A 22,503-nucleotide genomic window follows, 5' to 3' on the forward strand; every position below is an offset into this window, starting at 1 on the left:
GTGGCAAAATGGGACGAAACGTAACATTACTTCGTTTGAAACTTACGCTTCGTCCCGTTACCGGCCCGCTACTGGGCGCGCGCCACAGTTTGCGCCACAGTCACCCAGCACAAACCCCGCAAGATGACCCGGACCGCGCACAAACCAGTCCGCAAACGGTACCGCAACCAGTCCGTAATCGGTGCCGCAACCGGTACCTCACACGACCGACACCGGTCCGTCTCCATCAGCAACGTCACTCAGCCAAGCGCCACTCGGCCAACACCACGCGGCCAACACCACGCAGCCAACACCACGCAGCCAAGCGCCAAGCCGATGGAGAGCAACCAGGCATCACCCAGCACGACTACTCCAGCCCCGCTACTCCAGCTCCACCGCGCCGGTGTACAGCTGGTAGTACTCGCCCTTGAGAGCGATGAGCTCGTCGTGCGAGCCGCGTTCGATGATGCGGCCGTGGTCGAGCACCATAATCACATCGGAGTTGCGCACGGTGGACAGGCGGTGCGCGATCACGAAGACCGTGCGCCCCTTCATCAGCGCATCCATGCCGGCCTGCACGACCTCCTCGGTACGGGTGTCGATCGAGGAGGTGGCCTCGTCGAGAATCAGCGCCGGCGGATCGGCCACGGCGGCACGCGCGATGGAGATCAGCTGGCGCTGACCCTGCGAAAGCCCGGAGCCGTCACCCTCCAGCACCGTCTGATACCCCTGCGGCAGCATGCGGATGAAGCCGTCCGCATTGACCAGACGCGCCGCCTCGATGCACTCCTCGTCGGTGGCATTCAAACGGCCGTACCGGATATTGTCCATCACAGTACCGGTGAACAGGTTCACGTCCTGCAGCACCACGCCCAGCGAACGGCGCAAATCGGGCTTGCGGATGTTCGCCACGGAGATGCCGTCGTACAGGATCTGGCCTTCCTGAATGTCATAGAACCGGTTGATGAGGTTCGTGACCGTGGTCTTGCCGGCACCGGTGGCACCCACCAGCGCCACCTTCTGACCGGGCTTGGCGAACCATGTGATGTCGTGCAGCACCGGCTTGTCCGGATTGTAGCCGAACGTCACGTTGGTGAAGCGCACATCACCGCGCAGCAGCGTCAGGCGTCCGTCCGGCGAAGTGACGGCCTGCTCCCTGGCCTTGATGGCCACCTCGCGCGCGGACCCGCGCAGCTTCTCGGCGGCCTTGAGGGACCGGGTGCCGTCGTCGCCGGCCTCGCGCTTCCACGCCCAGTGGCCGGTCTCGTGATCGACCTCGCGCATCGTGCGGCCGTCCTCGTCGAGCTCGACGTTCACCAGCGTCACGGTACCGCCATCGGTCTCGACCAGCTCGTCCATCAGCGCGAAGATGCGGGAGGCACCGGCCAGAGCCATCATCACCATGTTGAGCTGCATCGACACCTGGCCCAGCGGGTTGATGAACGAGCGGGAGAGGGTCAGCAGCGAAATCAGCGTGCCCAGCGTGAGCGGACCCGCACCGGACAGGCCGAAGTTGCCTACACCGGCGAGCGCCATGGCGCCGCCCACGATGGCGAGCAGGATGTAGAGCACGTAGCCCATGTTGCCCACAATCGGCATGGTGACGTTGCCCCAGGTGTTCGCTTCGGCCGACGCCTCGAACAGCTCACGGTTCTTCTCGTCGAAGGTCTTCTGCGTGGTGTCCTCGTGATTGAACACCTTGATGACCTTCTGGCCGTTCACCGACTCCTCCACGAAGCCGTTCACGTCGCCGAGCCACTGCTGCTGCTTGACGAAGTACCGTCCGGCGCGGGAGACGACCGCGCGCACGATGAAGAACAGCAGCACGGTGAACAGCAGCACGAACAAGGTGATCGGCACGGACAGCCACAACATCGAGACGATGGCCGCGAGCGCGGAAACCAAGGAGGCGAACATCTGCGGGAACGACTGCGAGATCGCCTGACGCAGGGTGTCGGTGTCGTTGGTGTAGCGGCTCATGATGTCGCCATGCTCGTTGGTGTCGAAGTAGCGGATCGGCAGGTGCTGCTGGTGGGCGAACATGTCGTCACGGATCTTCTTGAGCGTGCCCTGCTCGACGGTGACGACCAGCCACACCCACAGCCAGCTCGCGACGATGCCCGACACGTACAGGCATCCCATCAGGGTGACCGCGCGCAGCAGCGGACCCCAGTCGGGGTTCGTCTGGCCGACCATCGGCAGGATATAGGAGTCGATCAGGGACTGGAGGAACAGCGCGGAACCGGCTTGGGCGGCGGCGCCGATGAGGATGCACGCCACAATGAGGACCACGCGCAACCGGTACTGCAGGATGTATCCGAAGATGCGCTTGGTGGTGCCGGGCGCGGCCTTGCCCATCGCCGGCTTGCGGTTACGGAAGTTCTGCTGCTTCTGCTGGTCGCTCATCGCGTCTCTCCTTTCTGGTCGGCGCGCTGCCCAGTGCGCTGCTCAGCGCTCTGCCCAGTGCTCTGCTCGTTACGCTGCTCGGCACGCTGCTCAATACGGTCGGCTTCGCTATGCCCGACGGCCTCAACCGTCTTCCCGGCGTCGACCTGCGCCTCGAGCTCGGCCTGCCCGGCCGCAGTGTTACGGGTCTGGGATTCGTAGATGGACCGGTATTCGTCGCAGGTCGCGAGCAGCTCCTCGTGGGTGCCGCGGGCCATGATGCGGCCCTCGTCCATCACGAGGATCATGTCGGACTCCTGCACGGAGGCCACGCGCTGGACGATGATGATCTTGGTGGTGTCCGGGATTTCGTGGTGGAACGCCTCGCGGATCAGTCGGTCGGTCTTGGTGTCCACGGCGCTCGTGGAATCGTCCAGGATCAGGATCTTCGGCTTCTTGAGCAGCGCGCGGGCGATGCACAGGCGCTGTCGCTGGCCGCCGGAGACGTTGGTGCCGCCCTGTTCGATGTACGTGTCGTACTTGTCCGGGAACTCCTGGATGAAGCCGTCGGCCTGCGCGAGCTGGCATGCGTGGCGAATCTGCTCGTCGGTGGCGTTCGGGTCGCCCCAGCGCAGATTCTCCGCGATGGTTCCGGAGAACAGCACGTTTTTCTGCAGCACCATGGCCACCTGGTCGCGCAGCACCTCGAGGTCGTAGTCGCGCACGTCGCGGCCACCCACCTTGAGCGAACCTGCGGAGACGTCGTACAGCCTTGGGATGAGCTGGACGAGCGAGGACTTGGCCGAACCGGTGCCGCCCACGATGCCGATGGTCGCGCCGGAGGGGATTGTGAGGTTGATGCTGTCGAGTACGGGCTTCTCGGAGCTGTCGGAGTAGCGGAAGGTGACGTCGTCGAACTCGATGGATCCGTCCGCCACAGTCGTCACCGGAGCCGCCGGGTCGCTCACGGTGCTCTGCTCCTGCAGCACCTGGCAGATACGCTCGGCGGAGGCCTGGGAGATGATGATCATGACGAAGATCATCGACAGCATCATCATGGCCATGAGGATCTGCATGGCATAGGTGACCAGCGCGGTCAGGTCGCCGGTGGTCAGTCCTACGGCGGCGTTGTTGCCGGAGGCGACGATCTGCTGGGCGCCCAGCCAGGAGATGAGAATCATCGAAGCGTAGACGCAGAACATCATAATCGGGCTGTTGAAGCTCATGATGCGCTCGGCCAGACGGAAGTCCTTGAAGATGCGCTTGGAGATGCGATCGAACTTGTTGATCTCGAAGGATTCGCGGTTGTAGGACTTCACCACACGGATGCCTTGCAGATTCTCGTCCACCACATTGTTGAGCGCGTCGTAGGTGTGGAACACGCGCTCGAACACCGGATGCACCAGCACCGCGAGACCGCACAGGCCGATGGCCATGATCGGGATGCAGGCGAGGAACACCATGGAGATGCTCGGGCTGATGCGGAACGAGAAGATCCACGCCACAATCACCATGATCGGGGCGCGCACACCCATGCGGATCATCATGCCGTACGCCATCTGCAGGTTCGTCACATCGGTGGTCAGGCGCGTGATGATCGAACCGGTGGAGAACCGGTCGATATTGGTGAAGCTGAAGCGCTGCACCTGCTCGAACTGGTCGTGGCGCAGGTTCTTGGCGAAGCCGGCGGCCGCGATGGCGGCGTACTTGCCGGCGAAGAAGCCACAGCTCAGGGAAACCAGCGAACAGATCAGCAGAATCAGGCCGAACTTGACGATGGCGGGCATGGAACCGCCACTGATGCCCTGGTCGATGAGCAAGGCCATGACCGTGGGGATGACGATCTCCAGAATGCTTTCGACCAGCACGAACACCGGGGCGAGCAGGCTCTCCTTGGTGTATTCGCGCATGGACCCGGCCAGCGTGCGCAGGATGTGCTTCGGCTTGGCCGGTTCGACGGCCTTGCGGGACTTCTCGATCGCCGCCTCGGTCGCGGCGGCGCTGGCGCCTGCGCCATTGGGCGTATCGGGAGTCGCATCGATTGTCTTATCGCTCATTCATCTCCTCCTTCGTATCGTTCTTCATGTTGTGCTCCACATCACAATCGGATGGCTCAGAGGCATAGCGGAGCCGCTCGGATTCACGCTCGGGATCGCGCTCGGATTCACGCTCAAACTCCCGTTGCGCCGCGTCCACGTTGTCCCGCAGACGCTGCACATATTGCATGAGCTGCTCGGTCTCCGTCGGGGTGAATCCCCTCGACAGCAGACGCTCCACTCGCTCGCCATTCGCCGTAAGGTCGGCAACGATGGCATCCGCCTTCTCGGTGAGCACGATCTTCTTGAGCCGGGCGTCATGGGCGACCGATTCGCGCACGATAAGCCCTTTCTTCTCCATCAACGCCAGCACGCGCGAGGCCGTGGACCGGCTGATGCAGAACTTCTGCTCGATGGTGTGCTGGTAGATGTCCCTATCCCGGTTGCGGGCGAGGAACATGATGATATGTGCGTTCCCGCCGGTGGCGATGCGAGCCGATTCCGGCATCGTCTCGCCAAGATACCGGTTCACCGCTTTGACGAGCGCCCGCAAATCGAAGCTGAGGATACGACGGTCCACAACCCCTCCATTCGCGACTGTTGCTTATGCACCCTATATGCACCCTATCTGCAACGAAGCATGGTATTACGTCCCATATACAACAGTTCCATATACAACAATCGGCGTGTCGCGAAAACTGCCATCCCAAGGCAAACAGCCCCAGCACAGAAGAAATCAGCCACAAGCCACCGCATACGGCTGAGGGGAGCCCGAAACCCATCGGACTCCCCTCGGCATGCACACGAGCGAGCGCGTGACCTACTTCGTCAGCTTGGCGTACTCCTCGAGCATGAAGGCGGTGAGATCCTTGCCGGCCGCGCCCAGCAGCGTGGGCAGCGAGTTGATCGGCATGGAGTTGAGAAACAGGCGCATCATGGCGTTGTCCGGCAGCTTGGGCAGCTCGCCGCGTTCGCCGGCGGCGTCCACCGCCTCGACCACCTTGGCGCCGACCGGATCGGCGGACCATTCACCGAAGGACGACCATTCGGTCAGCGGCATGGATTTGCCGTCGCCCTCCAACGCCACGGTCGCGGTCGCGGCGATGTCACGGCTGGACGTGCCCACCTCGACCGTGTACTCGCCGGCCTCCACATGCCAGTCACCGTACTTCTCGGACCAGTAGGCGAATGCGCGCTCGTCCAGTTCGATGGTCACGGTCTTGGATTCGCCGGCTCCAAGGAACACCTTCTCGAAGCCCTTGAGCTCATGGACCGGGCGGGCCACGTCGGACTTGCCGGGCGCGACGTACACCTGCACGGTTTCGGCGGCGGGCACGTCGGACGTGTTGGTCACGGTCGCGGTCACGGATGCGGTGTTTGCACCGGTCTTGGCCACGGCCACGCCGCCGATTTCAAACGTCGCGTAGCTCAGGCCGTAGCCGAACGGGTAGTCCACGGCCTTGCCGTAGGTGTCGTAATAGCGGTAGCCCACGAACACGCCCTCGCCGTAGTCCACATGACCCTCCTCGCCGGGCCAGTTGAGCATGCTCGGGTCGTCGTTGATGTCCATCGGGATGGACTGGGCGAGCCTGCCGGACGGGCTCACCTTGCCGAAGATCACGTCGGCGAGCGCCGGCCCGCCGGCCTGGCCGAGCAGCCACGCCTCGAGGATGCCCTTGGAGTACTTGGCCCACGGCGCCACGGAGACGACGGAGCCGTTGGACAGCACCACGACCACGTTCGGGTTCACTGCGGCCACTTGACGCAGCAGCTCGATCTGCTTGGCGGGCATGTCGATGTTCTCGCGATCGAAGCCCTCGGATTCGGCCTCCTCCGGCAGACCCAGGAACATGAGCACGGTTTCGGCGCGACGTGCGGCCTCGACGGCCTCAGTCTCGAGCGCCGGGTCGGCGGGAGCGAGGTCGAGCGTGAAGCCGGGGGCGAAGTCGGCCTTGATGCCGCGCGCCGCGAGCGTATCGAGGAACGAGGTCATCTTGGTGGGGGTGATGTGGGAGGAGCCGCCGCCCTGATAGCGCGGGGTGCGGGCGAATTCGCCGATGACGGCGATCGTCGCGGCATCGTCAGCCCGCCCGTCGGCGGCCGGAGCGAGAGGCAGGATCGCGTCCTCGTTCTTGAGCAGCACCATCGATTCGACGGCGGCCTGATGCGCCACCTCGTCATGGGCCTCCACGTCGAAGCGGTAATCCTCAACGCTCATCGCGGCGCGGGCCTTGTCGGTCAGGTCGATCATGCCCTGGGCCATGCGGTCGAGCTGCGCGGGGTCGATGCGGCCGTCGCGCGCGGCGTAGACGATCTGCTCGTCGGTGTAGCTCGGCGGCATTTCGAGGTTGAGCCCGGCGTTGAGCGAGGCCACGCGGTCGTGGTCGGCGCCCCAGTCGGACATGACGATGCCCTTGAATCCCCACTCGCCGCGCAGCACGTCGGTGAGCAGCCAATGGTTCTGGGCGGAATGGACGCCGTTGATCTTGTTGTAGGAGCACATGATGGTCCACGGCTGGGCGGTCTTGACGATGTGCTCGAAGGCCGGCAGGTAGATCTCGCGCAGGGCGCGCTGGGAAATGCGGGCGTCCACGCGCAGGCGGTCGGTCTCCTGATTGTTGGCGGCAAAATGCTTGAGCGAAGTGCCCACGCCCTTGGACTGCACGCCCTCGACGATGCCGACCGCCTCATGGCCCGCGAGGTACGGGTCCTCGGACCAGTACTCAAAGCAACGGCCGCCCAGCGGGTTGCGCTTGATGTTGACGCCGGGACCAAGGATCACGGCGACCTTCTCCTGCACGCACTCCTCGCCCATCGCCTCGCCGACCTCGCGGATGAGCGCCGGGTTCCACGAGCTGGAGAGGCCAGCGGCCGGCGGGAAGCAGGTGGCCGGCACGGAGTCGTTGAGATCGGTTTCGCTGGTGTTGGAGGCCAGGGATTTCCTCAGGCCGTGGGGGCCGTCGGTGATCATGTAGCCGGGGATGCCCTTGTGCTCGACGCCCTGCAGATGCCAGGCGTCGCCGCCGGAGGTCAGGGACGCCTTCTCCTCGAGGGTGAGATCGCTGACGGATGGATAGGACGGGGTCGTGCTGGTTTCGCTCATGATGCCTCTTTCCTTGAGTCATTTTCCTTGGGTCGTCGCGATGGGTACGCGGGTCCGATGTGCGGTCACGTCGGTTCATTGGATTATGCGCGACGCGTGTGCGGCGTCACGCACCGGCCGGGGTTTCTTCCGTGAATCCCACGGCCGACTTTTCATCGACCAACCGGTTGGTAGGTAGATTATCAAAGCCAGAAGCACAACACGCCGAAATCATTTGGAATCCTTACCAACCAACCGTAAGGTAGCGGATAATCTTGCTTGATACGATGCAGCGATGCACTGTGCAGAAAGCGCCGCGCAAGCCCTATCCTCCGCGCCTGCAACCTGCAACCGCACCAGTTACCAGCTCCCGACCTCGGGAGCGGAGAAGAGAAACGCATGAACGACCCCACCCCCTCCCCCGCCGCGTCGGCGGACGACCGCCGCAACGCCATCATCGAGGCGACCGTCGAATCCTTCGGCAGGCTCGGTTACTATGGCACCTCGCTGCAGCGCATCGCCACCGAGGTCGGGCTTACCAAGGCCGGCGTGCTGCATTACGTGGGCAGCAAGGAGGGGTTGCTGGACCTCGCGCTCACCGAAACCTACGACCAGCAGACCGTGGACATCATGGCCGCGATGGTCACCGAGGAGCGTCCGCTCATCGCCGAGATGTGGCGCAAGGTGGTGGCGGTGAACGCCGCCCGTCCGGCGCTGGTGCACATGTTCTCCACCCTGAGCGCCGAAGCGCTCGACCCCGCGCATCCGGCACACGACTATTTCGCCCGCCGCGAGCACGACACCGTGGCCAACGCGCTCAACATCAACTGGCGCGTACCGGATGGCGTGAACGTGGAGCATCTTCTGCAGGCCGGCTTCTCGATGATGGACGGCCTGCAGCTGCGCTGGCTGCGCTCCCCCGGCCGGGACCTTGCCGCCATGTGGGCCGACTGCGAGGACGCGCTTATGCCGCTGCCGCTGTGGGAGGGGTATCGGTAGGGCACCGGCCGGTTCTGTTTCCGCCGGCACCTCCTCCTCCACCCACACCGACATCCACCCTGGTGCCCCACACCCTCGCCGGCACCGGCCGCAACACCGGATACCAACCGCGGCCACGACCGCAATGCCGGCACCAAACACCAATCCCAAATCCCGCCCCCGAATCGCGATTCCACAATCCAACCCGAATCACGATTCCGTAATCCCCCACCCCCAAATCCGTATTTCAGATTCCGACTGAAGACTCCGGTTCTGGGCATATGCGGCATATATACGAACCCCCACAACGCATTCTGGGCATATGCGGTACATGAGGAACGGATTTCCCCTTCCTCATGTACCGCATATGCCCAGAACCGGCTTCATGGTACGGATATGCCCAGAATAACTGGTCGTCATATGCCCAGAACAGCCATCCCGGCACACCGAACCGTCGTCATATGCCCAGAACACTCACCAGGGCAGATGGGATATGTCTTCTTTTGCCCAGAACACCTAGTTGAAGACGCCCCGAACGATCAATCGGCTGAACCGAGTATCACCGAACCGACCGACAGCGGCTACTTGCACACATAGTGCTTGCAGTAGCCGGCGATGTCACGAATCACCTGATGCGCTTCGGTGGCCTCGGGATCGCCGGCCTGCACGATGTTGAAGACGTGGCCCAACACACGCTCACCGCCCTTAGGCCACACGCTCATCGCATGGTCCCTATGGCGAGCGTGCAGGATGCGCGCCAACTCGTAGGTGTTGTCGGCGATGAAATCCTCCACGCTGGTGATCATGTAGGTGGGCGGCACGCCGCCGTCCACCACCAGCTTGTCGAGATCAAGGTAGCGGTCGATTTTGATGTGGTCGGCCGGCGTCTGCAGATAGCCCTCCATGTAGTAGCCCAACGCGGTGGCGTGCACGCCGCCCGCGAGGCGGAACATGCCGGAGGTGACGACCAGCGCCTTCACATCGAGGCCGGAGGGCCGCAATCCCAGTGCGCCTGCAAGTTGCGCAGAGCCGTTGGCCGCGGTCAGGTACAAGGCCAGCGCGCCGCCGGCGGAGTCGCCGGTCACGCATACGCGCCCAGTGTCGAGCCCGTACGCCGACCCGCGGTCCCGAATCCAATCAAGCACCGCCATGGCGTCGTTCAGCTGATCGGGGAAACTGACCTGAGGCACAAGACGGTAGTTTGCGTTCACCACGGCGAATCCTTCGCGGGCGAGCAGCATGTCGCGGCATTCATTGTTCTCCTTGTTGCCGTAGTACAGGCCACCGCCATGGAAATCGACGATAACCGGCAGTTTGGCGGCGCCCGACGCGCCAGCCTGGGCCGGCCTATAGATATCAAGCAGATGGTTCGTATCGCCATCATCCACGTAGGAGATGTCCTTGATGCGCTCGACGTCCTCCGGCAGCACCTGGGCGGCGAGGTGCTGCGCGTCGCCGGCCGCCATGGCGCTGACGTTCGCGGCGAACAGGTCACGTGCTTCCTGACTGATCATGATTGGCTCCTTTGCATGAAATCACTTCTGTATTTGTATACGATGAAGGCCCCGACTGGTGTCGGGGCCGAGTTCATAGGCATCGTCGTCCATCGGCAGGGCTGCCGACGAACGACGATATCCGATTCCTTACCAGCCGTTGCCTCAGCCGCGCACCGGCAGCACGATCGCGGACGGGGTCGCCCCTCCCATGTGGATGGTCTGATGCGCCACCTGCGTTTCGGTCTGCTCGCTCCACAGGCCTGCATGGTTGGTGTGGATGGAGTACTGCGGGAAGTCGGAGGATGCGATGTCACAGCGGATGCGGGAACCGGCCGGAATCATCCAGCAGATGTCCCACATGTCGATGGTCACGCGGCGGACCTCCCCGGGTGTGTAGGAGGCGGCATTAGGCGTGTCCAACGCGATGGTGGTGATGGACGTGCGGTAGTTGCGTGCGGTGCCGTCCGGGTCCACGCACATGAGCTTGGCGGTGAACGCGGTGTCCGGGGCGCTGGAGGAGACGTACAGCTCCACGCTGATCTTGCCCTGGATGTGCAGGTCACGCTCGAGGGGCGCGGATTCGAAGGTGATGACGTCATCACGGAATCCGGGTTCGGGCTGGATGCGAGCGCCGATCTCGTTCATGGTGGTCAGCAACGCCTCGCCGCCGCGGGTTGGGACCGGGTTTGCGGGGTCGTAGTCATAGGAGACTTCGGACGGCTCCTCCGGAGCGGCCTCGGCGATGCCCGCGCCGGCCGTCAGATACAGGCGCTGTTCCTCGACTTCGCCGGCGGGCAGCGGCCAGGATTCGGCGGTCTGCCATGTGTCGCTGCCGATCTCGTAGTATTCGACCTTGCGCTCAGGGGTCTTCTTCTGCTTGAGGGTCAGGTCGAACCATTCGAGTGCGGCGGGCACCTCGGTGGCGTCCAGGTTTTCGGGCTCGAGTCCCTCCAACGGGTTGAGGAAGTAATGGTTCCAGCAACCGATGCGCAGCCAGGAGTGCTCCTTGATCTCCTCGTTGAGCGAGGCATAGCCGGTCAGGGCGCTGCCGAGGTGGTGGTCGAACCAGCCTTCATGGATGAACATGGGCACCTTCACATGGCTCGGAATCTGCTTGAGCAGACCCCAGAAGCCTTCATCCCAGTACGGATCGTCGCCCTTGGGGTGACTGATCCAGTCGCGGTACCAGTCAAGCCGGCCGCCCCACATATCCTCATCGACGGTCATTTGGGGAAGATGACGCGAGGATTCGAGATAGTCGGCGGTCACGGGATGGCCGGCGTTCTGCATGGCCCATGCGGTGAGCACGTCGCAGCGGAAGGAGCCCTTCTGGTAAGCGGAGGAGAATCGGTCGGTGCCGTAGTGGTTGGCGCAGATGGAGGCGACCTTCGGCGTGGTGATGTCGGCCACGGTCCAGCAGGTCAGGGACAGGTAGGAGGTGCCCCACAGCCCGATCACGTCGATCCAGTCCTGCTCCTCACACCATGCGAGCAGGTCGGCGCCGTCATTGCGCTCGTTGACGTTCGGCTCCCACTTGCCGCCGGAGGTGTAGGTACCCCGGCACCACTCGCATACCAGCGCATATCCGCGCCGGTTGAGCTGCTCACCGTGCAGCTTCCACAGTTCGACCTGCTGCGGGTAGGGGCAGCGGACCACGATGGTCGGATAAGGACCCGGGATGGCGGGCTTGAAGATATCGACGGTGAGCTCCACGCCGTCGCGGCAGGTGACCTTCGTGGTCTCGCGTTCGCCGACCTCATATTCGGGTTTGAACGGGGAGGATTCGTACTGCCTGGTGATGTTGTCGAGGTAGCGGGCCAGGAAATCGTCTACATCGCTCATGATGTACTCCTTATATATGCATCCGTCGCATATTGGACGAGTCGTGTATTGAAGTGTTGTAATGCGCTTGTGAGATATGTGGGTATATTGATTGGCTTGTTCGATTGTCAGGCGAGCTGCTTGGCATCACCCTTGAACGGACGCATGCGGAAGCCGACGATCACGCAGATGGCGGCCACGACGTACAGGGCCACGTTGCCGAACAGGGACGGCACATAGGAGCCGGTGGCATCGAACACGGCGCCATGGGCGGTGACCGCGATGGCGGATGCAACACCGCCGAGCATGCTGACGATGGCGAGAATCTCGCTGTAGTCACGCTGGCCGAAGGACTGACGGATGAACCAGGGCAGGGCGACCAGTACGACGCCTTGGCCGATGCCGGCCATGAATCCGGCGACGATGGCCGGAGTGGGCGTGGTGGCGACGGCCATCAGACCCCAACCGGACAGACCAATCAGCGAGTAGATGACGACGGCGAGCTCGGGCTTGATGTGATCAAGCAGGATACCGATGGTGGCCTTGCCGATGGCCGCGCCGAACATGATGCCGGAGACGACGAGTGCGCCCTGCTCGAGGGACAGACCCTGAGAAATCTCGTGGGCGGAGATGTGCTGGACCACGGCCGCGACGATCTGCAGCAACACGGAGACGGCGGCGAACAGGATGAAGGTCGGGCTGCGGAACGCCTGCTTAGCAGGCAGACCCGGCAGTTCGGCAGCTCCCTTGGAGGCTTCCTCAGTCTCGCCTTCGATGTGACCGTAAGCATATTCGCCCTTGGACTCGTCGGGACGGAACTTGAACACGAACAGGGAGAACGGCAGGATGCAGACGACGAGGAGAAGCGCCGTGATCCTATAGGAGTTCTGCCAGCCGAGGTTGGTGATGAACGCGGAGACGACTGGATTGAAGATGGTGCCGCCAATGCCGGAAAGACCGAGCGCGATGCCCATCACGGTGCCAAGCTTGGCCTCGAACCAATTGGCGAGCAGCACGCTGGGGGCAAGGGTGATCGGGATGACATACAGGATTCCCATCAACGCGAATGATATGTAGAACTGCCAGACCGCGGTGAAGAACGATTGGATGAAGAACAGGACGGCCACACCGGCGACGCACACACTGATGAGGATGCGCGCGTCGACGACCTTCATCAGCTTGCCGGCGAGCAGCATGGCCGGCAAGGCGGCAAAGGCCATGATGGACGAGGCCAGTGCGATCTGCGTGCGCGAGACGCCCAGCACCTCACCGAGCGTGGTGAAGTACAATCCCGGCGTGTTGACGATCAGGCCGAATCCGACCAGCGATAGCACGCAGCAACCAATGAAAATCCACCACGAACGGGCGGATGATTTGTTTGTCGACATCTGAACCTCCATGTCCAGTTGTTATTGATTGTTTCCCTAAACCTCTTCCTCCCCGCTTTGGGAGATATGAGGTCCATCGGCAAGCAGCTAGGTAAGTGACTACTTACTTTTGTTATATCATGTAAGTTAGTAATTACTAACCTATTTGTCAAACGGGGACACGCCGAACATATGGCCGCCCCGTCGATACAATCGACACAACAAATGACTGTTGTATGCACACCGCTCTCACCTCTGCCGCCCTGCGACGATGGGTGGGGCGGCACACGAAGACCGGCAGAGAGGAGATTCATGGGAACCCGCGGAGAGGAGCGCCTTCGGGAAATCATCACGGCGGCCACCGAAGTGGTGGCCGAGCGCGGCTACTATGGCATGACCATCCAAGAGGTCGCGGACCGCGTGGGTATCACCCAGGCCGGACTCCTCAAATACGTGAAGAACAAGAACGGGCTGCTCACGCTCGTTCTGCAGCGATACGACGAGACCAACAAGGCCGATAGGGACTACATCAGCAGCCGTCTTTCACTCACCGCCGAGCAACGGGAGCAAACGCCTCTGCTCATGCCCGAGTACTACCGCATCATCGCCCGATACAATCAGGAACGTCCCAAACTCGCACAGCTCTATCTTGTGCTGCGCGCCGAGGCCATCGACCCCAATCACCCGGCGCATGACTACTACGCTCATCGAGGCGAGCGCATGCGCGCCAAAATCTCGGCTCTTCCCTGGAAACTGCCGCCCGAATACGACACTCCATACAAAATCGGCCGACTGTCCATGTGCATCGGATCGGCCATGGAAGGACTGCAGATGCGCTGGCTCGGTGAACCAAACATTGATTACCTCGCCAGTTGGGCCGAATATGAGGACATACTTTTCCCCCTACCCCACTGGGAAGGCTACCGCTAAGGGCATCGCGACGGTGAATCCGCCGCTCACTCCAGCGCCAATCGCATGAGGTCATCGAAGACAGCCTCGTAGCCGTCAGCATAGAAGTGCAGGCCCTCCTTGCTGTAGTCGGCCTTCAACGAGCCACTCCCATCGCGCAGGGCCTCGGCGACATCGGCATAACGAACACCGCGCGCCTGTGCGATCGATTGAACGACAACATTGGCCTCATCGACACGCGCGTTGGTGCGATGCCGGAAGTCAACGCCCCCGTTCTGCGCCAACATGGCCTCATTCACCGGGTAGTAGGCGAGCATGACAATATCGGTCGACGGCAGCGCATCCTGTATGCGCGCGATGATGCCGTCGTAACGGTCGCGGAACATTTCGGGGTCGAAGTCGGCATCGTTGAGATCGTTCGTGCCGATGTTGATAATCAGGCGACTCGGTTTGAGGTCGAGCACCAGCACATCCAGATTGGCCGCGAAGTCAATCGTCGTGAAACCACCGACGCCCCGGTTGTACATCGGCTCATGAATGCCACAATCGACCATGAGTTCGTTCAACGGAAACTGCTCCATGAGCGATGAGCCGGCGAACACCACCGCTCCGCGCCTGGCAAATCGGTTCAGCCGGCGGTACTGCTCGATCTTCTGCCTTTTCTCAATTTCGAAATATTCCCGGATATCCACTTCGACTCCTTCGCTTGACACGTACCCGTATGAATCATTGAAAAGTTAGTAATCGCTTACTAACATACATCTCATGGAATCCTCTCGCAACAGACCGTGGCAAAGAGACGGCCAAGCAACGGCCACCAATTCCAGCTTCGTCGGATCAACTCCCATGCGCATGGCCGAAACACCGCTTCCTCAAGCCGGGGTGGCGCTGGCTGTGTTCTCCTTCGGCAATCTCGCATCCTCCCTACTGCCGGACTCATGGTGGGGGCCGGTGCACGCCGCCTGCGCGGTGCTGGGTTTGGCACTGCTTGCTCCCGTATTGGCCAGACATGGCATCGCCGTCCGTGACGCTTCGGTACGCGCCACCTTGGCCAGCGACTATCACAACCCGATGATCGCACCGCTGGCCACCACCATGCCGATGGCCTTGATCGTCTTGGGAACCTATCTTGTTCGCTTCGGCACCCCCGGCCTGCTATGTGCGCAGGTCATCTGGTGGTTCGGAGTGCTGTGCATCGTGGCGCTGATGGCGTATCTGGCATGGCGATTCGTGCTATGCGGATTCTCGCTGGCCGACGTATGCCCGGCTTGGCTGGTCGGATTCGTCGGCATTCTGGTGGCTGCGGTAACCTCCGGTACCGTCGGACTCGCTTGGGCGGGGCAGATTATTTATGTAATCGGCTTCGCTATCGACATCATCATGTTGGTATTGATTTCCAACCGCATCGCATGGCATGGTTTGCCGGCGGCCATCAAACCTACATTGACCATCTACAGCGCGCCGATCAGTCTTCTGGTCGCCTCGTATTTCAGCACCAGTACGCGGCATGATCCCGTGTTCACGCTGGTGCTGCTCACCTGTTCCCAGCTGTTGTTCGCGTTCGCGGCGATACTGCTGCCATGGATGCTGACTACCCCGGCATCCCCCGCCTACGCGGCGTTCACTTTCCCGCTGGTCATCACCGCCACCGCACTGCATGACGCGCTGACGATCTTCAAGGACGCCGGTTGGCATGTACCGTCGTGGGCATATTGGCTGCAGGTCGGCGAAACCCTGCTCGCCGGTGTCATGATTGTCGTCGCCATGGCGGCATTCCGGCATGTGTACGAATCCCTATAACGCATTCTGGGCACATCCAGCATCTTTGCGTGCCCACTCAACGCATTCTGGGTATATGCGGTACATGAGGAATGGATTTCCCTCTTCTCATGTACCGCATATACCCAGAACCGGCTTCATGGTATGGATATGCCCAGAATAAACGGTCGTCATATGCCCAGAACAGCCGCTCCTGCATGCCGAATTGTCGTCATATGCCCAGAACACTCACCAGAGCATACGGGATACGCAAAAGGCGGCCCCGTCTTGCCGGAACGAGCAAGGGCAGGGCCGCCTCAGGGGATATCACGGGGAACGCGAAGCGGTGGCGTCACGCCACGGTGAACGCGGTGCGCTTCAGGTCCTCGCGACGGGACGAGTGGCCGATGAGCAGTTCGAACTCGCCGGGCTCGACGATGCGGTTGGCGTCCGGGTCCACGATGGTGCAGTCGGCGACCGGGATGTCGAAGGCCAGGGTCTTGGTCTCACCGGGCTCGAGTTCCACGCGCTGGAAGGCCTTGAGCTCGCGATCGGTCCAGCTGTAGGAGGTGACGATGTCGCCGATGTAGGCCTGCACCACCTCGGTACCCGCACGCTCGCCGGTGTTGGTCAGGTCGATCTCGGCGTGCACGGTGTCGCCCACCGCGAACGCGCCGTCCTCGCCGGTCGCGTCGCCGACGATTCGGGGTTCGCCGTACTCGAACGTCGTGTAGCCCAGACCCTCACCGAACGCGAACGCCGGGTCCTGGGTGAGATCGGCGTAACGGTCGCCGTGCTGTCCGCGGACCTGGTTGTAGTAGACCGGCAGCTGACCGGCGTGACGCGGGAAGGTGACCGGGATGCGGCCGGACGGGTTGGTGAGGCCAAGGATGATCTCGGCGATGGCCTGGCCACCCTTCATGCCGGGGTTCGCGGCCCACAGGATGGAGCCGGTTCCGGTGGACGGGTCGCTCACGCGCTTGGCGAACACGCCGTTCTCGCCCACGATGGAGGCGGGCAGCACCTGCGGCTTGGAGCTGATGAGCACGGTGACCATCGGCTTGCCGGTCTCGCGCGAAACCGCCGCGAGCGCGTCGAGCAGCGCGTTCTGGCCGCCGAGCAGTTCGAGCGTGGCGGTGGAGCAGGTCTCGCCGACCAACTGGACGACGTCGCCGACCACGGCCACGATGAGGTCGGCCTCGCGGGCGTTGGCCACGGCCTCATCGATCAGCGTCTGATCGACGGCGGCGCTCACGCCGATCTTCGGACGTGGCTGGCCGTCCGGGTACAGTTCGCCGGCCGGGTCGGTCACGAGGTCCACAACGTTCGAGCCGCGGGCGTAGGTGACTTCGCAGTCGTCGCCGGCGAGTGCACGCAGGCCGTCAAGCACGGTGGTGATCATCTCGCGCGGCTGGCCGTCTGGCATCCATGCGACCTGGCCGGAATTGCCGGTCCAGTCGCCGAGCTGGTTCTGGGCGTCGTCGGCGAGCGGACCGGCGACGGCGATGCGCTTGGCGCTCCCACCTTGGGCACCAGCGGTGAACGGCAGGCCACCGTCGTTGCGCAGGAGGGCCACGGCTTCGCGCGTGAGCTCCAGATTGATGCGCTGATGCTCTTCGGAGCCGATGATCGCCTTGATGCGGGCCTCGTCGGGCAGTCGCGGGTCTTCGAACAGGCCGAGACGGAACTTGAGCGCGAGGATGCGGGAGACGGCTGCGTCGATCAGCGATTCGTCCAGCAGACCGGTGCGGACGGCCTCGATCGCGCCCTCGTAGAACTGCGGGGTGGTCATGACCAGGTCGTTGCCGGCCTTGACCGCGTCAGCTGCGGCGTGCACGTAATCGGGCTTGACCTTCTGCTCCCAGACGGAACGGCCGACGTTGTCCCAGTCGGTGATGAGCGTGCCATTGTACTTCCATGCACCGCGCAGCTTGTCCGTGAGCAGCCACTTGTTGAATGTGACCGGCACGCCGTCGATGGATTCGTAGCCGAGCATGAACGTGCCGCAGCCCTCCCTGGCCACGCGCTCGAACGGCGGCAGGAACCAAGATTCCAGCTTGCGGTGGGAGAGGTCCGCTTCGGAGGCGTCGCGACCGCCCTGGGTCTCGGAGTAGCCGGCGAAGTGCTTGGCGCAGGCCAGAATCGCGTCCTTGGGCAGGGGCTCGCCGGCTTTGGCGCCGCCCTGATAGCCGCGCACGATGGCGGAGGCGAGCTCACCGATCAGCGTCGGGTCCTCGCCGAAGGTCTCGTCCACGCGGCCCCAGCGGGTGTCGCGCGCGATGCACAGCACCGGGGAGAAGGTCCAGTGCACGCCAGTGCAGGAGACCTCCTCGGCGGTGGCGCGGCCGGCGGCCTCGATCTTGGCCGGGTCCCAGCTCACGGCCATGCCCAGCTGGGAGGGGAAAATGGTGGCGCCGGGCCAGAACGAGTAACCGTGGATGCAGTCGTCGCCGATGACCAGCGGGATACCCAAACGGGTCTGCACGTTGACCATCTTGACGGCGCGAGGCAGATCGGCGGGGCTGGTGTGCAGGATGGAACCGACGTGCTTGTTGACGATGAGGTCCTCCAAATCGCCGCCTCGCGCGTCGAGCTGCATCATCTGGCCGACCTTCTCCTCGAGGGTCATGCGGGAGAGCAGGTCGGCGATGCGCTCGGCGTCAGGCAGATTCGGGTTCTTGTAGGGCGGGGTCGCGGTGTCCTGGGTCATGGTGTCTTCGCTTTCTTCGATGAAATCGAACATCTATAATTACCATTCGGTAATTTATCACCTCGAAAAACGACACGCAAACCGGACGTGCGCATCGCGTCGCGTCACAGCATGGCCCGTCGCAGCGAAAGACACCCACAGGAATCAAGAGCCCCGCGCACAGCCGGTGGCAACCGCGCAGACATCATGCAACGCAAGCTCACGTCGCGCAACGCAAGCGCACACCGCACGGCGCACAGCTCACGTCGTATAGCGCACCATGGGAATCAGGAAAACAGCCTCAGCAATACCCGTCCCACAACGGCGAGGGGAAGATGGCCGGCTCCAGAGAAATCCATTCGTCATTAAGGTCGATGGCCGGCTCACGCAGCCATCGCAGCTGTATGCCGTCCATGATCTCCAGAGCGCGCCGCACGGTGGGACGCACTTCCTCGAAATCCCCGAACGATTCAGGAACGCGCCAATCGAAATGCGAGTAATACGCCCAGATGGAGTCCGGACGGCCCGAAAACTCGTCATGCAGCGGATGGTCCGGATTGAACGATTCGACCTGAAGCATCGAGAACAACTGGACAAGCCTGGGCCGCTTGGAATTGTGACGCACTAAAAAGCGCAGGTATGCGGGCAGCCTGAGGTTGCCGGGCTCCGAACCCGGCAGACCCGTGGCCATGAAGTCCTCGATATTGCCGGACATGTTGTAATTCTCGCGGTACACCATCGCCAGCAGGTTGTCCTTGCTGCCGATGTACCGCAGCACGCCTTGTTTGGTGACACCCACCCTATCCGCCACATCCTGCACGGACATGCCGTTGTATCCACGCTCGGAGATCAGACGGACCGCGGCATCGAGAATCTCCCGACGCCGCTCCTCGGGGGATTTGCGGACGCGCTTAGGCTGGGATGCGGTTGGTGTGGACATAGTTGACCAGTGTAAACCAACCGCATTCCGATGGCATTCCGATGGCAGCGTACGGCCACCGCCCGCGCCTGGATACGTAACGCACCGGCGACGCAACCCGTAACGCCGTGCATCGACCGCGTGGCGTACGGACGCCGCACATCCATGTCGCGGGGCCGCGGCACGCGCCACCATGCAGACCCGCTACACCGCCACTTCACCGCACCGCTACACCGCTACACCATCACACCGCTACATCGTGCGCAGCAACGGTTCGGCGAGCGCCTGAATCACCGCCGTCGGCATGTGCGAATCATCGAAACGATGGCCGGGGTGGTCGCTCGCGGCGCTTTCCAGCGTGTGCAGGGCGCCCAACGCACCGGCGCCGCTCTCACGGATGAGCGCATACGCCCGCTCCTTGGTCAGATAGTCGATCTGCGCGTCGTAGAGCACCGCGAAGGCGTCCGCAAGCGCCGGATCGTCGGCGATGCGTAATCCGTCGGCGTCAATTACGACTTCAGCTTCCACCGGCACATCGGCTACCGTCAGCGACAGGCTCAGCGATTCAGCGTCGTAGGCCGTCTGCACCTCGACCGGCTCGCCGCCGACGCTCGCCGACAATGCGGCGCTCGACGCCACGCCGCGGAACGTGACGGTCCACGTACGTCGTTCGGGTACGGCCGCGGCATTGCCGGCGACCGGCGCGATGATGAATCGGGTCTTGGCACAATTAGCCGCGCCGCTGCGATCCGCCGCACCCCGCAGCACCAAGTCCGGTATCTCCGCACTCTGCACAGTCGTATCTTCCACATCCGAGCTACCGGAGGACTGCTCTGACGCGCCGCCGGCGACGGCCTCTCCCCCACCCCACTGCAGGGTCAGCGACGTGACCGCCAAGGCCGATTCGTCCGGCCGGGCCTGGTTCGTGCCGTCATCCTCCTTGAGCTCGAACGCGCCGGATGCGCCGGGGAAGACCGTCACCTCGAGGTGACGCGGATTGCCCACGGCGTTGATCGGCCCGTTGGATTCGTCCAGTCGCTGCAACGGCACGATGCCACCGGCCTTGGCGAATACGGGAATGCCGTCCAATCCGCGCCATACCTCGAACTTACGGCCATCCGCCGGACGGGATTCGTAGCGACGGCCGGTGAGGAAGTCGAACCAGGTGCCCTGCGGCAGCCATACGTCGGCCTTGGCCATCTGCACGCTGCAATCCGCCGGCGCGACGATTGGCGCGACGACCAGCTCGGTGCCGAAACGGAACTCCTGCTCCACGTCGTATGCGGTGTGGTTCTCCGGTGCCTGCCAGTACATCGGTTCGACCAGCGGACGGCCCTCGACGGCCGCGCGCCAGTTCATTGAATACAGGTACGGGATAAGCTCGTGGCGCAGACGCAGGGCCGTATCCATCGCGGCCTCGGTTTCGGGATGGAAGTTCCACGGCTCCTTGCCGTTGAACGACGAATCAGTGGAGTGGAGGCGGTTGATGGGGCTGAACGTGCCAAGCTGGTACCAGCGCGCCTCGAGCTCCTCATCTCGGTAGCCGAACATGTGGCCGCCGATGTCGTGGCTCCACCAGCCGTATCCGATGTTCGAGGCCGTGGCGGTGAAGTACGGCTGGAACTTCAGCGACTCCCAGGTGACCACCGTGTCCCCCGAGAAGCCCACCGGATAACGGTGCGAGCCGGGACCCGCGTACCGGGAGAAGGTCAGCGGCCAACGGCCATCACGACCCGAATCGAGATAGTGCATGTGGTTGAGCATCCACAACGGATCCAAGCCCTTCTGCCGGGTCACCCCGCCCTGCTGCCAATCCAACCACCAGAAATCGGTGCCCATGTCCTCGAGCCGGTGGTGGAGACGGAAGTAGGCGTCCATGAAGCGCGGGCTGGTCAGGTCGAACTCAACCGGATCGCCGCTTGCTGGGTCGATGCCCATATGCCGGGCCACATCGGTGTACCCGTCCTCGTAGGCGCGGATGCCATCGCGCGGATGCACGTTGAGCGTGGTCCTGAGGCCGTGTTCATGCAGGGTGCGCTGGAACCGCTCGGGATCCGGGAAGAACGCGCGGTTCCAGGTGTATCCGGTCCAGCCGGAGCCGTACTTGGGGTCCACGTCGTCCACGAGATGCCAATCCATGTCGATTACGGCGGTGGTGAACGGCAGGCCCTCCTTCTCGAACCGGTCCACAAGCTCCATGTATTCGGTTTCGGTGTAGCGATGATAGCGACTCCACCAGTTGCCGAGCGCGAAGCGCGGCAGCAGCGGGGTCGGGCCGGTGAGCCGGTAGAAGTCCCGCACTGCCTCGATATAGCGGTGTCCATAGCCGAAGAAATACAAATCGATGCCATCGTTGTCACGCGGCACGACCCATGTGCCGAACGGGTTCGCCTCGCCCTTGACCTCGACGGCCTCGGCGCCTTCGACGATGACGTTCGAGGCGGAGTCGTCCAGCACGGCCCAGCCGTCGCGGGAGACGACGCCGAGGCCCAGTTCGGTCTCGCCGTTCACTTCGTCCAGCGTGCGGGCGGTGCCGCGAAGGTTGCCGCGCTGCGCGTCACCGTAATGCCAGGTGTTCATCTGCGAGTTCGCCACGCCTTTGACCACGATGCTCAGGCCCTCCTTGCTGAAGGGCTGCATGTCATAGGTCAGACGCAGGGCCGGCGTATCAACGATGAGCAGGCCGTCGCGGACCGTTTGCGTGAAGTGTGGGGCGGCCCCGTCCGGTTCCATACCGTCTGCCCCCTCACCGCCCCCGAGCCAGTTGCGGTCCACCACCATCTGGGTGGCGCGGTCCTCGAAACAGCCATCATCCTGCCATTCGAGCCGTATCAGCGATTCGGTGAGGACGCCGATGCGCCAGCGGTCGCCCTGAATCACCGCCTTGGGGTTCATAACGGGGTTGGTGCGCAGTTGCGGGAAGGTCATGCCGTGCTCCTTTGCGGGTGTGCCTTGGGTCCGTCGCGCACCGAATGCACGCCGGTCGAGCACTCGTCAGGCGGGCACGAAACGCACGCCCGGCACACGCGACGGACCATCGTCATGACAACGATAACATCATCAATTGACGCCCACCTGGCACAA

At 63.1% G+C, this 22,503-nt stretch carries 14 protein-coding genes; 3 read left to right on the forward strand and 11 right to left on the reverse strand.

Features of this window, described 5'->3' with window-relative positions:
- Positions 1 to 360: 360 nt before the first annotated feature.
- The 4 genes from BG22_RS03765 to BG22_RS03780 form a co-directional block, all read right to left on the reverse strand.
- Positions 361 to 2,385: an ABC transporter ATP-binding protein gene (locus tag BG22_RS03765; protein ID WP_140493374.1), complete on the reverse strand. Its 2,025-nt coding sequence runs from the start codon at positions 2,383 to 2,385 to the stop codon at positions 361 to 363.
- A complete protein-coding gene (locus BG22_RS03770; protein WP_140493437.1) occupies positions 2,382 to 4,274 on the reverse strand; it encodes an ABC transporter ATP-binding protein in 1,893 nt (630 codons plus the stop codon). Before BG22_RS03770 ends, BG22_RS03765 begins: the two co-directional genes overlap by 4 nt.
- 136 nt (positions 4,275 to 4,410) lie before the next feature.
- Positions 4,411 to 4,980 (reverse strand): MarR family winged helix-turn-helix transcriptional regulator, encoded by a 570-nt coding sequence (locus BG22_RS03775; protein ID WP_181163359.1) that lies wholly within the window; start codon positions 4,978 to 4,980, stop codon positions 4,411 to 4,413.
- Between the two features lie 240 nt (positions 4,981 to 5,220).
- Positions 5,221 to 7,503, reverse strand: a complete 2,283-nt coding sequence (locus tag BG22_RS03780; protein ID WP_140493377.1) for an exo-alpha-(1->6)-L-arabinopyranosidase — start codon at positions 7,501 to 7,503, stop codon at positions 5,221 to 5,223.
- 378 nt (positions 7,504 to 7,881) lie between these two features.
- Here BG22_RS03780 and BG22_RS03785 point away from each other — a divergent pair, with 378 nt between their 5' ends.
- A complete protein-coding gene (locus BG22_RS03785; protein ID WP_094666872.1) occupies positions 7,882 to 8,481 on the forward strand; it encodes a TetR/AcrR family transcriptional regulator in 600 nt (199 codons plus the stop codon).
- Positions 8,482 to 9,041: 560 nt separating this feature from the next.
- Here BG22_RS03785 and BG22_RS03790 read toward each other — a convergent pair.
- The 3 genes from BG22_RS03790 to BG22_RS03800 form a co-directional block, all read right to left on the reverse strand.
- Entirely contained in the window at positions 9,042 to 9,974 is a 933-nt protein-coding gene (locus BG22_RS03790) for an alpha/beta hydrolase (RefSeq protein ID WP_140493380.1), read from the reverse strand.
- 144 nt (positions 9,975 to 10,118) lie between these two features.
- On the reverse strand, positions 10,119 to 11,798 hold the full coding sequence (locus BG22_RS03795; protein WP_140493383.1) for a CocE/NonD family hydrolase: 1,680 nt from the start codon (positions 11,796 to 11,798) through the stop codon (positions 10,119 to 10,121).
- A gap of 107 nt (positions 11,799 to 11,905) precedes the next feature.
- Positions 11,906 to 13,165, reverse strand: a complete 1,260-nt coding sequence (locus BG22_RS03800; RefSeq protein WP_140493386.1) for an MFS transporter — start codon at positions 13,163 to 13,165, stop codon at positions 11,906 to 11,908.
- A 291-nt stretch (positions 13,166 to 13,456) separates the two neighbouring features.
- On the opposite strand from BG22_RS03800, the gene BG22_RS03805 reads away from it, so the two are divergent.
- The gene (locus tag BG22_RS03805) at positions 13,457 to 14,074 is read left to right on the forward strand and encodes a TetR/AcrR family transcriptional regulator (RefSeq protein WP_140493389.1); all 618 of its coding nucleotides are present in this window, start codon (positions 13,457 to 13,459) and stop codon (positions 14,072 to 14,074) included.
- 26 nt (positions 14,075 to 14,100) lie between these two features.
- Here the strand turns inward: BG22_RS03805 and BG22_RS03810 are convergent, their stop codons facing one another.
- Positions 14,101 to 14,745 carry a GDSL-type esterase/lipase family protein gene (locus tag BG22_RS03810; protein ID WP_140493392.1) on the reverse strand — a complete coding sequence of 215 codons (645 nt, stop codon included), beginning with the start codon at positions 14,743 to 14,745 and terminating at the stop codon, positions 14,101 to 14,103.
- Between the two features lie 160 nt (positions 14,746 to 14,905).
- Here BG22_RS03810 and BG22_RS03815 point away from each other — a divergent pair, with 160 nt between their 5' ends.
- On the forward strand, positions 14,906 to 15,853 hold the full coding sequence (locus BG22_RS03815; RefSeq protein WP_181163360.1) for a TDT family transporter: 948 nt from the start codon (positions 14,906 to 14,908) through the stop codon (positions 15,851 to 15,853).
- Positions 15,854 to 16,163: 310 nt separating this feature from the next.
- Here BG22_RS03815 and BG22_RS03820 read toward each other — a convergent pair whose 3' ends face one another.
- The 3 genes from BG22_RS03820 to BG22_RS03830 form a co-directional block, all read right to left on the reverse strand.
- On the reverse strand, positions 16,164 to 18,554 hold the full coding sequence (locus BG22_RS03820) for a glycoside hydrolase family 3 N-terminal domain-containing protein (RefSeq protein ID WP_375137689.1): 2,391 nt from the start codon (positions 18,552 to 18,554) through the stop codon (positions 16,164 to 16,166).
- A 247-nt stretch (positions 18,555 to 18,801) separates the two neighbouring features.
- The gene (locus tag BG22_RS03825; RefSeq protein WP_140493398.1) at positions 18,802 to 19,440 is read right to left on the reverse strand and encodes a TetR/AcrR family transcriptional regulator; all 639 of its coding nucleotides are present in this window, start codon (positions 19,438 to 19,440) and stop codon (positions 18,802 to 18,804) included.
- A 231-nt stretch (positions 19,441 to 19,671) separates the two neighbouring features.
- Entirely contained in the window at positions 19,672 to 22,347 is a 2,676-nt protein-coding gene (locus BG22_RS03830) for a TIM-barrel domain-containing protein (protein WP_140493401.1), read from the reverse strand.
- Positions 22,348 to 22,503: the final 156 nt, after the last annotated feature.

This window comes from Bifidobacterium sp. UTBIF-78, from assembly GCF_006408945.1.
GTDB lineage: Bacteria > Actinomycetota > Actinomycetes > Actinomycetales > Bifidobacteriaceae > Bifidobacterium > Bifidobacterium myosotis.